The following is a 12,809-nucleotide window of genomic DNA, read 5'->3' as shown; positions in this document are numbered from 1 at the left end:
ACCAGCCCTGATCGTCTGACCACGGTGTATCAGGTGCATGGCATTGATGTGGCCGTTCTGGATAAACCGCTGTCGCGTGACGAGGCACCAAAGGCCGATGCGATGGTCACAGATCGCCCGAACATCATGCTGGGTATTCTGACTGCTGATTGCACGCCGGTTCTGTTTCATGATCCGGTTGCCGGTGTGATCGGGGCCTGTCATTCCGGCTGGCGCGGATCGCATGGCGGTGTATCGGCCAGCACGGTGGATGCGATGGAAAAACTGGGTGCCAAGCGAGAAAACATTCACGCCGCTGTTGGGCCATGCATTGCGCGCAAATCCTATGAGGTTGACGGCGCGTTTCGCGATACCATCCTTGCCGGACCGGAAGGCCAGGAAGACCTGTTTGATCCGTCGTCGCGCGACGGGCATTTCATGTTTGATCTGCCGGAATATGTCCGGCGCCGGACGATTGCCACCGGGGTTGCCTCGGTCGAGCTTGTGGCGCGCGATACACTGGCCGAGGAAGATCTTTTTTACAGTTATCGCCGCACGACGCTTCGCAAGGAGCCCGATTACGGTCGGCAGCTTTCGGCGATCATGTTGACAGAGGCGTAGGGTCCAAACTCATTCAAATGATCGATCCGGCAACGGATATGAGAGAAAAAGCAAGGAAAAGCCCGCAGATTGGGGTGATCCCCAATCAAGGAATTTGACGCAGAGGCTTTCTCTCATATCCGTTGTCCTTAGGATCACCCGGATTTGTACGGGCTACTTTGTCGCAAAACCTTGAAAGATGCATATCTTCCTGCGATTTTGCTTCGCATATCCGCACAAATCCGGGAGACCGGAACGGTCATTTGAATTAGTTTGGACCCTAGGGTGCTTATGCGGACCCCGGGGGATATGCCATGCCACATCTGATAATGCTTTTTTTCTTTATGATCATCGCGACCATGGTTGGTTGTGTGATCATGTGATGGCGTAAATCCCGTTTTAGAAGTGCCCCTATGAAGTCTTTCCTGCGTTCTGTTGTTTTGGTTATTGGTCTGGCTGGATTGCTTGCGGCCTGTGGCGATTTGCCGCGCCCGTTCGAGGGGGCGGGTCGGGCCGGTGATCCGGCATTGCTTGAGCTGCGTGATACCGGCACCGTGCGCGTGGAAAATACCGAAGATCTTCCCGAAGGGGCATCGGCCCATCTGGCGCGTGCGATGGCGCGTGCCCTTCGTCTGCGTGATATTCCGGCCTATAGCGAATCTGATACGGGCGGGGATTACATCCTGCGCCCGAATGTTCAGGCCAGCCTCAGTGATACCGGTGCCGATCTTGATATCACCTGGGTTCTGATGCGCCCGGATGGTCTTGCGATTGATACCACCCGGTCGACTGGCGAACTGGCCGCCGATCAGTGGTTTGCCGATCAACCCACCGGGCCCGAGGAAAGCAACCTCGCCATCCCGAAGGAGCTGGTTGATAAAGTCCGCGAACTTGAAGGCAAGGCCGAGGACCCGGTGGCGAAAACCTATGAAGGGCTGGTCGCGCAACCCGCCGATCAGATTGCCTTCATGATTACCGGCGATCGGTCTTCGTTGCGGGCAGCGCCTTTGATGAAGGTCGCCCTGATTGATTTTGCCGGTGCGCCGGGCGATGGCAATACAGCCTTGGCACGGTCGGCCGGGGCATTATTGAAGGCACGCGGGATCACGGTCGATAACCGCGAGATGGATGAAAACAGTGTCATCCTGTCTGCCACCATTGATGTCAGCCCGGTCGAGGAAGAAACCACCACACCGCTGGATCGTGTATCGATTGAATGGATCATCATGGAAGTCGATGGCACGGAACTGGGTCAGATGAACCAGAACAATGTCGTCCCGCGCGGTCAGCTTGATGAAAGATGGGGGTCGGTGGCGTCCCTTGCCGCCCAGGCGGCGGTTGAAACCCTTGAAGGTGTTCTGGGACAGATCGCAACCAGCAAGAAGCTTCAACTGCGTCCCGATAACAGGACAGCTTTGGCGCGTTGATTGCCGTTGTGATCGGTGATGCCAGAGGCTGATGGGCCGGACATGCATGACTGCCTTGTCGTTATTCGGCATTGGGCCCATTTACAGACTGTTAACGGCTGGTTATAAAGCCGCCGCGATCTGCCGGTATGCAGAAGTGTCAGGATTTGGTCTTTGAGTGTCGTGAAGGCGTCGTTGATTGGTCGGGAAATTCCCAGTTTCCGGGCTGTTGAGCGGCAAGGGCAACAAAAGGCTAGGGACGGCTATCTGTTCGGATCGGAGTCGCGCGAGTTTTGTTTAGTTATTCGCTTTCCCGGCACCCATTAACCGAGGCCCCGATATGAAGATCCTCGCTGGTAACAGTAACCGCCCGTTGGCTGAGGCAATTGCTGACCATCTTAATCTGCCGCTTACCCGTGCAGATGTTAAGCGTTTCTCTGATGAGGAAATCTGGTGCGAAATACAGGAAAACGTCCGCGGTGAGGACGTTTTTGTCATTCAGAGCACCTCTTATCCCGCAAACGACAACCTGATGGAACTGCTGGTGATGCTTGATGCGCTGCGCCGCGGTTCGGCACGTCGTATCACGGCTGTTATGCCGTATTTCGGCTATGCTCGTCAGGACCGTAAATCGGGCCCCCGTACCCCGATTTCGGCGAAGCTGGTTGCCAACCTGATCACGGTTGCCGGTGCAGACCGCGTTCTGACCATGGATCTCCATGCCGGTCAGATTCAGGGCTTCTTTGATATTCCGCTTGATAACCTGTTTGCATCGCCGGTGCTGACCAGCGACATCCGCAACAAGCTTGACGGCCAGAAGCTGGTCATCGTCAGCCCGGACGTTGGCGGTGTGGCGCGTGCGCGTTCGGTTGCAAAACGTCTTGATGCGGAACTGGCCATCATCGACAAACGTCGTCCGCAGGCCGGTGTTTCCGAAGTCATGAACGTCATTGGTGACGTCAAGGACGCGGCATGCATCCTGGTCGATGACATCGTTGATTCCGCTGGCACGCTTTGCAATGCGGCCGGTGCGCTGAAAGAACGCGGTGCATCGTCGGTTGCGGCCTATGTTTCGCATGGTGTTCTGTCGGGTCCGGCGGTTGAGCGTATTGCCAACTCCCCGATGACCGAAGTTGTGACCAGTGACTCGATCAAGGCATCCGATGCGGTGCGTGATTGTGGAAAAATCAGACAGCTTCCGATTGCACCGCTGATGGCAGAAGCCATCCGCCGCATTTCGGAAGAAAAATCTGTTTCCGTTCTTTTCGATTGAGGGTATAAGGCCCTCGCTGCGGTGGCACCCCTGGAGGCCACCGCACTTGTTTTCGCAGGCTTTCAGCGGTGATTCTCACCAACCTGCGGGGACAAACTACTTTTAGTTCAAGGAGATTTTCCGATGGCAAATTCTGTTATCACTGCGGAAATCCGTGAACGGGCCGGAAAGGGGGCCGCCCGTGCCGTGCGTCGTGCCGGTATGGTCCCTGGTGTTATCTATGGTGCAAAACAGGAAGCTGTTCTGTTCCAGGTTGACCCGCGTCCGCTTTGGAAACTTCTGCATGCGCCGGGCTTCTATTCCCACGTTCTGACCGTTCAGGTTGGCAAAGAGAAATACGAAGTTCTGCCGCGCGACGTTCAGTTCGACAAAGTATCTGACGAAATTCTGCACGTTGACTTCCTGCGCTTCTCCAAAGGCCAGACGATCAACGTTGAAGTTCCGGTTCGCTTCGTAAACGAAGAGAAATCCCCGGGCCTCAAAAAAGGCGGTGTTCTGAACATCGTTCGTCACGACGTCGAAGTTCTTTGCGCACCGTCTGCAATTCCGGAAGAACTGGTCTTTGACCTGACCGGTGTTGAAGTTGGTGACTCGATCCACATTTCGGCGATCAAACTGCCGAAAGGTGTCGAGCTTACGATTACCGATCGTGACTTCACGGTCGCAACCGTTGCTGCGCCGTCTGCTCTGCGTTCGGAAGAGAACGAATCTTCTGACGAAGAAGGCGAAGAAGAAGCAGCGACCGAAGAATAAGATCGAGGTCTTACGATGTTTCTGGTGGTTGGATTGGGAAACCCGGGATCGGGATATGCCGCCAATCGTCACAACATTGGCTTCATGGCGGCGGACGAACTCGTCCGCCGCTATTCTTTTGGTCCCTGGCGCAAGAAATTCCAGGGCCAGATTTCCGAAGGTGAATTGAACGGCCAAAAGGTTCTGGTTCTGAAACCGGAAACCTTCATGAACCTTTCGGGGCAAAGCGTTGGCGAAGTGCTGCGCTTTTACAAGATTCCGGTCGAAGACGTTATTGTCCTGCATGATGAGCTGGACCTGCCACCGGGCAAGCTGCGCGTCAAACGCGGCGGCGGCCATGGCGGCCATAACGGTTTGCGATCGATTGACGCCCATTGTGGCAAGGAATATCGCCGCGTTCGTTTGGGCATTGGTCATCCGGGGGAAAAGTCCCGCGTGCATGGTCATGTTCTTGGGGATTTCTCCAAGGCCGAACAGGATGGCTGGCTGATGACGCTTCTGGATGCGGTGGCCGCCGAATTCGGACGCCTGACCAAGGGCGATGATGGCGGCTTTATGAGCAAGGTTTCCGCCATTGTTTCACCGCCCAAGCCAAAGGCGCCGAAAAAAGACAAACCGGCCGCCGACAAGGGCGAGAAGAACAAAGATGCATCAACCGAGCCGCAGGCAGGTGAAGGCATCAATGATCTTTCAGGGGCGGCAAAGGTGCGGCTTGAGCGCGCCGATACCCCGGTAAGTAATGCAGCCTCGGCCATGGCCGAAGCGCTTGCCAAGGCATTTGGCAAAAAGAAATAGTCTGGTTCGCACATACGCAAACCGATCCTGATAAACAGAAATTCAAGTGACGGAGCCCGGAAAGATGGGATTCAAATGCGGTATTGTCGGTCTGCCCAACGTTGGTAAATCGACCCTTTTTAACGCCCTGACCCAGACGGCAGCAGCCGAGGCAGCAAACTTCCCGTTCTGCACGATTGAGCCCAATACCGGTCGTGTCAGCGTTCCGGACGAGCGCCTTGACAAGATCGCGGCGATCGCAAATTCGGCCAACATCATTCCGACGCAGTTGGAATTTGTTGATATTGCCGGTCTGGTCCGTGGTGCATCGAAGGGCGAGGGTCTTGGCAACCAGTTCCTTGCCAACATTCGTGAAACCGATGCTATCGTTCACGTGCTGCGCTGTTTCGAAGATGACGACATCACCCATGTCGACAACTCGGTCGATCCGGTCCGTGATGCGGAAACCATCGAAACCGAACTGATGCTTGCCGATATGGAAAGCCTGGAAAAACGTATTCCGGGTCTGCAGAAAAAGGCGCGTTCGAACGACAAGGACGCCAAGCTGGCGATGGATCTGATCGAACGCGCGCTTGAAGTGCTGCGTGAAGGCAAACCGGCCCGCGTGGTCGAGATTGACGGCGAAGACGAAGCCAAGGCGTTCCGTATGCTGCAGCTTCTGACCAGCAAACCGATCCTTTATGTTTGCAACGTCGATGAAGACAGTGCGGCGGAAGGCAACGAACTTTCGGCCAAGGTTGCCGCCATGGCCGAAGCACAGGGTGCACGTTCGGTGGTGATTTCTGCGGCCATCGAGGCCGAAGTTGCCCTGCTTGACAGTGCTGAAGACAAGAAAGAGTTCCTTGAAGGTCTTGGTCTTTCGGAAACGGGCCTCGCGCGCATCATCCGCGAAGGCTACAAGCTGCTTAATCTTCTGACCTTCTTTACAGTCGGTCCGAAAGAGGCCCGCGCATGGACGGTGTTCAAGGGCGCAACGGCGCCGAACGCGGCCGGTGTCATTCACACCGATTTCGAGCGCGGCTTCATTAAAGCCGAAACCATCGCCTATGACGATTTCATCGAATTTAACGGTGAAGCGCGCGCGCGCGATGCCGGCAAGCTGCGTCAGGAAGGCAAGACCTATATCGTCAAGGATGGCGATATCTTCCACTTCAAATTCAACGTCTAAGCACCCGCTTTTTCGGAAACATTCCAAAGGCCACCGTAAATTGCGCGGTGGCCTTTTGTTTTGGTCGGGTTGTTTTGGTGACGCGGGGCTTGTCAAAACGGCGTGGTGCAGTCTACCTTCGCTAATGCAGCAATGAGGACCGCATGAACGATCTGAGCCCGAAAAACCGCATTTTACTTGTTTTCAACTCTGCCACCGGACAGCCGGGGCGGTTGGGAACGGTGATGCGTCGCTACGGGTTTGAGTTCGATATTCGCCGTCCCGGTGAAGGGGATCCGCTGCCGACCGATCTTGGCAAATATCATCTGGTGGTCGTGTTTGGCGGCCCGATGAGTGCCAATGATGATCATCTGGATAATGTGCGTGCGATCATGAACTGGCTGCCGCATGTGGTAGCCAGTGATGCGATGTATCTGGGCATTTGCCTTGGCGCACAGATGATGGCGCGCCATCTTGGTGCGGATGTTGTGCCCCATCCCGAAGGCATGACCGAAATCGGTTATTACCCGGTGCAGGCGACAGAAGCAGGCGAACACCTGTTTCCCGATGAACTGATGGTTTATCACTGGCACAGTGAAGGGTTTGGCGTTCCCGACGGGGCGGAATTGATTGCGACCGGCCCGACATTTCCCCATCAGGCCTATCACATTGACGAGCGCATCTGGGGCATTCAGTTCCACCCCGAGGTGGATGACGAAGCCCATGAACGCTGGCTTTCGAATGCGGCCGACAAGACCGACCGCCCGAACGCACAATGCCCCGATACCCAGCGTGCCGGGCGGGCGAAATATGATGCGGCTTTCGGGGCGTGGTTTGAGCGCTTTGCCGAGAAGGTTCTGGTCAAGAACCACATGTCCTGCGATGTCAGGCAGAGCAGCTAACGGTTGATGGTTAGACTGCCAACAAATCTGCGCGTGCTTCCGACAGCCAGTTTTCGATGGCTTGAGTGTTAAGGGCGAGCGCATCGGCATAGCCGCCATGGAAAGCGTCCCACGCATCGCGATATTCATCGCGCACCCCGACCAAAACCGGAATTTCCAGATCGAGCGCGCGTGAAATCACATCACGCAGGCCGCGGCCCTCGGCCTCGCTTCGGCCAAAGCGGGCAATGATCAGAATATCGGATCCGGCTTCGACATCGCGGGCAAGCTGGGCGGCCAAGGTCGAAAGCGCATCTCCATCCAGCTTGCAGCCCTTGGCCATTTTGCCACGGTTTTTCGTGATTGGCATTTCATCGCCACTGCGCAGATTGCGGACATGCACCAGGGTGCCGCAATCGGCATCCTTGCGGCGTTTTTGAACGTATCCGGCAACCGACTTGCCGTTTGCCAACATGGTGTTGGCAATCCCGGCCAGAAGATCATCAATCGGGTTTTTGGGCTGAAAGGCAATACCGGCCAGCATGGATCAGAACCGGTCAATCACGGTAACGCCGGTCGAGGAGAAGCTGTCCATATTCATAAGTGCGGTTGCGCCTTCGGCAAGGGTGACGCGATCAGCAATCAGCTTTTGCGGCGCAAGCTTGCCAGACAGGATCATGTCGAGCATCGCGTCATAGCGAAATGCCTGCATGCCGTGACTGCCCAGAATTTCAAGTTCATGGGCAACGACGCGATCCATCGGCACCTTGGCATGGGCATGATCACCGGTCATCAGCCCGATTTGAATATGTTTGCCGCGCTTGCGCAAAGATGCGACCGAGTTAAAGCAGGTCACAGCACTTCCAAGTGCATCGACCGACACATGCGCACCACCCCGGGTGATGTCCTTGATCGCAGCCGGGATGTCATCGATTGAGCGCGCATTTAACACCGCATTGGCGCCGATTTCCTTGGCGAAGTCGAGCTTGGCATCATCAATATCGACCGCGATGACATAGGCACCGGCGGCCGCCGCAATCATGATCGCCGACAGACCAACACCGCCAGCACCATGGACGGCGACGATTTGACCGGCAGAAACCTTGCCTTGATCAATCACGCCGCGGAAGCTGGTGGCAAAGCGACAGCCGAGGCTTGCGGCGGTTGCGAAATCCATTTCATCGGGCAGGCGGACAAGGTTGGTATCGGCGTAATCAATCGCGACATATTCGGCAAAGCTGCCCCAGCCGGTAAAGCCTGGTTGGAATTGATGATCGCAAACCTGATGATTGCCACTATGGCATTCAGGGCAATGACCGCAGCCCGACACGAACGGCACGGTGACACGATCACCTTCCTGCCAGCGTTTGATGTCCTTGCCGACCGCAACGATGGTACCGGCAAACTCATGGCCCGGCACATGGGGAACCTGAACATCGGAATCATGGCCCATCCAGCCATGCCAGTCACTACGACACAGGCCGGTGGCCTCGACCTTGATGACCACACCGCCATTTTGCGGAGTCGGGTCGGCGACATTCTGAACCTCGATCGGGCCCTGATAGTCGGTGAAGTAGGCTGCGCGCATGACGGTATCCTCCTGGGACGATATTTTTTCTTTGGCCTAAGTATCGTCCTTGTTGCGGTCCGGATGCAAGCGGACAACTTTCGGGACGCCAACCGATGGTTTGGATTTTGGTTTTGGTGACGATTTTGGCTGATAGCGGCCCCATGGGGATGCATCGCGCTCCTCGCCCTCTTTCCCCCAGGGCCCGCGCTGATCACGGCGCATATTGGCACGTTTGGCGGCGCGCTCTGCCTCGTAGGCCGCCGCCCAGGGCGGGATGTTCGATGTGCTGCCACGCGTTTTACGACCAGGACGATAGATGCCAAAGGCTGGTGCGGGGGAACCATCATGCCACAGTGGCACATTGCGGTGCTTGAAGAGCGGGATCAGGGCGACGCCTGCGACAAAGCCTGCGATATGGGCAACCCATGCAATGCCGCCGCCAGCACCACTGCCGAAATTGATCACCTGAGTGATAAACCAGAAGCCAAGCACGACCACGGCCGGGACATAAAAGATAAACACCCAGAAGAACCACACCAGCACGCGTGCCTTGGGATAAAGCAGGAAATAGGCGCCCAGCACTCCGGCAAGCGCACCGGATGCCCCGATCATCGGAATTTCCGACTGGGTATCAAGCAACCCGTGCCCAAGGGCGGCGGCAACGCCACAGGCAAGATAAAAGATCAGAAAGCGGAAATGCCCCATCGAATCTTCGACATTATTCCCGAAGATCCAGAGATACAGCATATTGCCGCCCAGATGCATCCAGCCGCCATGCATGAACATGGCCGAAAAGATCGACAGGAACCCGAAACCGGCCGGGAAGGGCGAAAAGCCCGGTGGCAGTTCGGCATGACCAAACAGCACGGCCGGGATCGCACCATATTGCAGGTTCACAAGAATGGCTGCGCGCGGATCAAGGGTAACGGTCCCCAGAAACACCACGACATTGATCGCAATGATCGCGTAGGTGACCCATGGCGTGATGGTGGTCGGGTTGTTGTCCTTGATCGGCAGCATTGGCTATGTCTGTTGTCTGTGTCCTAAGTGGTACGGCGGGCAACGGGCTGCCGATCAGGCGACGACGGCCTGATCGCGCGGGGCAAGGCGATCGCGCAGGTAGGCTGCGAGCTGGCGATATTCCAGCTTGCGGGCCGAACTGCGGCGCCAGACCATGCCGATGCGCCGGATCGGCACCGGATTTTCAAACGGAACGATCTTAAGCAGATCCGGCCGACGGGCTTCGACTTCAAGCGACATTTCCGGCAACAGTGTGGCACCGATGCCGGCCCCGACCATCTGAACCAGTGTCGACAGACTGTTGGCCTGGAAATCAGCCGACTTGTTCCAGCCCGCCTTCTGACAGACTTCAAGCGCCTGATCGCGCAGACAGTGGCCGTCTTCAAGCAGCAGAAGCTTTTCATCCTTGATGTCGCTGATTTCGAGATACTTTTTGTGCGTCAGCGGATTGTTCGGCGCACAGGCAAAGACAAAGCGGTCCTCGAAAAGTTCGAACTCTTCAAGCCAGTTTTCATCAATCGGAAGCGCGATCAGGGCAAGGTCGAGTTTGCCGGCCATCAGAAGTTCCACCAGCTTGGCGGTTTGGTCTTCGCGCAGAAGCGGCTGCAATTTCGGGAAGCCCGCCTTGAGTGCGGCCATCACATCGGGCAACAGATAGGGGCCGATGGTCGGGATGACACCGATATGGATCGGGCCCGAAAGCGGGTCAGAGGCGGCCTGCGCCATGGTGGTCAGTTCATCGACTTCCTGAAGGATATTTCGCGCCCGCGAGACGACCTCTTCACCGAGTGGAGTCATCAGGACCTGACGCTTGTTGCGTTCGACCAGTTGGGCACCCAGAAGGTTCTCAAGCTCGCTTATCGCAGCCGACAAACTTGGCTGCGTAATGAAGCAAGTCTCTGCAGCGCGGCCAAAATGTCCGGTTTCGGACAGCGCAACAAGGTATTTGAGCTGCTTGATGCTTGGTTGGGCAGCCATAAATTTTTCCTATCAAGAATCCAAGTTTTATCTATTTGTCTTAGGTAATGCATTTCTCTACAAATCGCTAGCAAGCAGTGCATTTTTTGCAACTGCACACAAAAGTTTTTGCGGCCTGTCGGGGGCCGCTCGTTGTTTTTACAAACTGGGTTAGGAGTAACCATAATGCTTACCGTTGGTGATACGCTTCCAGAATTCAATCTTACCGGCGTTTCGGGCAAAACCCCGGACAGCTTCGCACCGGTTACCGACAAGTCCTATGAAGGCAAATGGAAGATCCTGTTCTTCTGGCCGAAAGACTTCACCTTTGTTTGCCCGACCGAGATCGTTGGTTACGGCGAACTGAATGGTGATTTCGAAGACCGTGACGCGGTTCTTCTGGGTTGCTCGACCGACACCGACTTCGTGCACGCTGCATGGCGTACCCACCACGAAGACCTGGGCGACAGCCCGTTCGTATGGCTGGCTGACGAGAAAAAAGAACTCTCGACCGCCCTTGGTGTTCTGGCGAAAGACGCCGGTGTTGCACTCCGCGCGACCTTCATCATCGACCCGGACAACATCATCCGTCACGTACAGGTCAACGACCTGAACGTTGGTCGTAACCCGCAGGAAGCGCTTCGTATTCTCGACGCTCTGCAGACCGACGAACTTTGCCCGTGCAACTGGAACCAGGGCGACGAAACCCTGTAAGTCCAGTCCGGACCTATTTGTGGGATCGGGCCTTGGCCCGGTCCCACATTTTAGCCTGTGACTTTTGCCGACTTGCGCATTGTGCGCCCTACCAAGTGCGGCACTGCCACGGCTGACAATCCCCCCCCATTCGTTATTGAATTACGCGTTTATCGTTTCAGACAGCTTCAGAGGATTTTTCCCATGACGTCGATCGTTGAAATCAAGGACTCCATGCCGGCCTATGCCAAGGACCTTAAGCTGAACCTTTCGAGCATGGCCAACAATCCGGGCATGACCGACCAGCAGGTTTATGGCACTGCCCTTGCGTGTGCCTTTGCATCGCGCAACGCCAAACTGACCAAGGCCGTTGCCGCAGAAGCAAAAGAAAAACTGACGCCAGAAGCGATTGAAGCTGCCAAGGGTGCGGCTGCCATCATGGGCATGAACAACATCTATTACCGGTTCAATCACCTGGTATCGGATGAAGAATACAGCACCATGCCAGCCCGCCTGCGCATGAACATCATCGGCAAGCCGGGCATTGATAAGGCCGATTTCGAACTGTTTTCGATCGCGGTTTCGGCGATCAATGGTTGCGGCATGTGCATCGATTCCCATGACAAGGTGCTGAAAAATGCTGGCGTTAAAAAGGAAACCATCCAGAACGCCATCCGCATCGCATCGGTTATCCATGCGGTTGCGGTCGTGATTGATGCCGAGGATGCATTGGCCGAATAGCCGCCAAACATCTGCCATCAAGACAAAAAAAAGAGGGTGTCATTACGACGCCCTCTTTCAGTTTGTGTCCGGCAAGGACAGTTTATTTGGCTTTACGTCTGTTGCGCAGGCCGACGATGACAGGCAGTGCGACAATCAACACAGCCATCACATACAGACCAATGCTTTCCCAGCTTGAGACCAGGATCGACCAGTCCCCGCGCGAGATCGAAAGTGCACGGCGCAGGTTGTCTTCAAACAGGTGACCCAGCACGAAGCCCAGAATGATCGGGGCCAGCGAGAATTCCAGTTTGCGCAAGACCCAGCCGAAAATCCCGAATGCGATGATCAGGAACAGATCAAACGGGTTACCAACCACAGAATAGACGCCGATGAAGGCCAGAACCGCAATCAGCGGGCTGAGATATTTCTGCGGAATGGTCAGCATTCTGGCAAACAGACCCACCAGCGGCAGGTTGATTACCAAAAGCGCCAGGTTGCCGATATACATCGATGCAATCAGGCCCCAGGCGATTTCCGGGCGCTGTTCAAACATCAGCGGGCCAGGGGTGACGTTAAACAACATCAACGCACCGAGCAGAATAGCCGTCGTACCCGACCCCGGAATACCAAGCGTCAGCATCGGGACCATCGCGCCACCGGCCGCGGCATTGTTGCCAGATTCAGGTGCGGCCAGACCCCGCGGATCGCCGGTGCCGAATTTCTTGCGGTCTTCACCGGCCATACGCATTTCGGTGCCATAGGTCACAGCCGACGCAACAGATGCGCCAACACCGGGCAAAACGCCGATGACAAATCCGATGATCGAGGATCGCAACATGGTCCAGCGGATCTGCATCAGGTCTTTCCAACTGACAAAGCTTTTGCCGATCGGAAGCAGCTTCAATTTGCCGGAAACCTGTTGTTCAACAAGGTGGATCAACTCCGCCATGCCAAAGAAACCGATCACGACAACAAGGAAGTCAAAGCCGGCAAGGATATCGGGAATGCCGCC

14 protein-coding genes are annotated in these 12,809 nt (G+C 55.9%); 9 read left to right on the top strand and 5 right to left on the bottom strand.

Annotated elements, in window-relative coordinates:
* The 7 genes from pgeF to B3Z49_RS09890 all read left to right on the top strand — a co-directional run.
* A partial coding sequence (pgeF, locus tag B3Z49_RS09920; RefSeq protein ID WP_296990446.1) for a peptidoglycan editing factor PgeF occupies nucleotides 1–600 on the top strand: 600 nt, incomplete at its 5' end.
* Nucleotides 601–992: 392 nt separating this feature from the next.
* Entirely contained in the window at nucleotides 993–2,006 is a 1,014-nt protein-coding gene (locus B3Z49_RS09915) for a hypothetical protein (protein ID WP_296990445.1), read from the top strand.
* Nucleotides 2,007–2,325: 319 nt separating this feature from the next.
* Nucleotides 2,326–3,258 carry a ribose-phosphate pyrophosphokinase gene (locus B3Z49_RS09910; RefSeq protein ID WP_296990443.1) on the top strand — a complete coding sequence of 311 codons (933 nt, stop codon included), beginning with the start codon at nucleotides 2,326–2,328 and terminating at the stop codon, nucleotides 3,256–3,258.
* Nucleotides 3,259–3,381: 123 nt separating this feature from the next.
* Nucleotides 3,382–4,011: a 50S ribosomal protein L25/general stress protein Ctc gene (locus B3Z49_RS09905; RefSeq protein WP_064787368.1), complete on the top strand. Its 630-nt coding sequence runs from the start codon at nucleotides 3,382–3,384 to the stop codon at nucleotides 4,009–4,011.
* Between the two features lie 15 nt (nucleotides 4,012–4,026).
* A complete protein-coding gene (pth, locus tag B3Z49_RS09900; protein ID WP_296990442.1) occupies nucleotides 4,027–4,806 on the top strand; it encodes an aminoacyl-tRNA hydrolase in 780 nt (259 codons plus the stop codon).
* Nucleotides 4,807–4,870: 64 nt separating this feature from the next.
* Nucleotides 4,871–5,974 carry a redox-regulated ATPase YchF gene (gene ychF, locus B3Z49_RS09895; RefSeq protein WP_296990441.1) on the top strand — a complete coding sequence of 368 codons (1,104 nt, stop codon included), beginning with the start codon at nucleotides 4,871–4,873 and terminating at the stop codon, nucleotides 5,972–5,974.
* Between the two features lie 143 nt (nucleotides 5,975–6,117).
* Entirely contained in the window at nucleotides 6,118–6,855 is a 738-nt protein-coding gene (locus B3Z49_RS09890; protein ID WP_296990439.1) for a glutamine amidotransferase-related protein, read from the top strand.
* Between the two features lie 10 nt (nucleotides 6,856–6,865).
* On the opposite strand, the gene B3Z49_RS09885 is transcribed toward B3Z49_RS09890, so the two are convergent.
* From B3Z49_RS09885 to B3Z49_RS09870, 4 genes are read right to left on the bottom strand one after another with little or no spacing between them, the layout of a single operon-like run.
* The gene (locus B3Z49_RS09885; RefSeq protein ID WP_296990437.1) at nucleotides 6,866–7,378 is read right to left on the bottom strand and encodes a DUF2478 domain-containing protein; all 513 of its coding nucleotides are present in this window, start codon (nucleotides 7,376–7,378) and stop codon (nucleotides 6,866–6,868) included.
* Nucleotides 7,379–7,381: 3 nt separating this feature from the next.
* On the bottom strand, nucleotides 7,382–8,422 hold the full coding sequence (locus tag B3Z49_RS09880; protein WP_296990435.1) for a zinc-dependent alcohol dehydrogenase family protein: 1,041 nt from the start codon (nucleotides 8,420–8,422) through the stop codon (nucleotides 7,382–7,384).
* 36 nt (nucleotides 8,423–8,458) lie between these two features.
* A complete protein-coding gene (locus tag B3Z49_RS09875; protein WP_120224358.1) occupies nucleotides 8,459–9,424 on the bottom strand; it encodes a rhomboid family intramembrane serine protease in 966 nt (321 codons plus the stop codon).
* A gap of 54 nt (nucleotides 9,425–9,478) precedes the next feature.
* The gene (locus B3Z49_RS09870) at nucleotides 9,479–10,402 is read right to left on the bottom strand and encodes a LysR substrate-binding domain-containing protein (RefSeq protein WP_063088730.1); all 924 of its coding nucleotides are present in this window, start codon (nucleotides 10,400–10,402) and stop codon (nucleotides 9,479–9,481) included.
* Between the two features lie 165 nt (nucleotides 10,403–10,567).
* Here B3Z49_RS09870 and B3Z49_RS09865 point away from each other — a divergent pair, with 165 nt between their 5' ends.
* Together B3Z49_RS09865 and B3Z49_RS09860 are read left to right on the top strand one after the other, a co-directional pair.
* Nucleotides 10,568–11,095 (top strand): peroxiredoxin, encoded by a 528-nt coding sequence (locus B3Z49_RS09865; RefSeq protein WP_008889483.1) that lies wholly within the window; start codon nucleotides 10,568–10,570, stop codon nucleotides 11,093–11,095.
* 183 nt (nucleotides 11,096–11,278) lie between these two features.
* Nucleotides 11,279–11,815 carry a carboxymuconolactone decarboxylase family protein gene (locus B3Z49_RS09860; RefSeq protein ID WP_008889484.1) on the top strand — a complete coding sequence of 179 codons (537 nt, stop codon included), beginning with the start codon at nucleotides 11,279–11,281 and terminating at the stop codon, nucleotides 11,813–11,815.
* Nucleotides 11,816–11,897: 82 nt separating this feature from the next.
* Here the strand turns inward: B3Z49_RS09860 and B3Z49_RS09855 are convergent.
* On the bottom strand, nucleotides 11,898–12,809 hold a 912-nt coding region (locus tag B3Z49_RS09855; RefSeq protein ID WP_296990430.1), incomplete at its 5' end, for a tripartite tricarboxylate transporter permease.

It is taken from the genome of Thalassospira sp. UBA1131 (assembly GCF_002311515.1).
GTDB lineage: Bacteria > Pseudomonadota > Alphaproteobacteria > Rhodospirillales > Thalassospiraceae > Thalassospira.
This window is presented reverse-complemented; position numbering and strand designations above follow the sequence as displayed.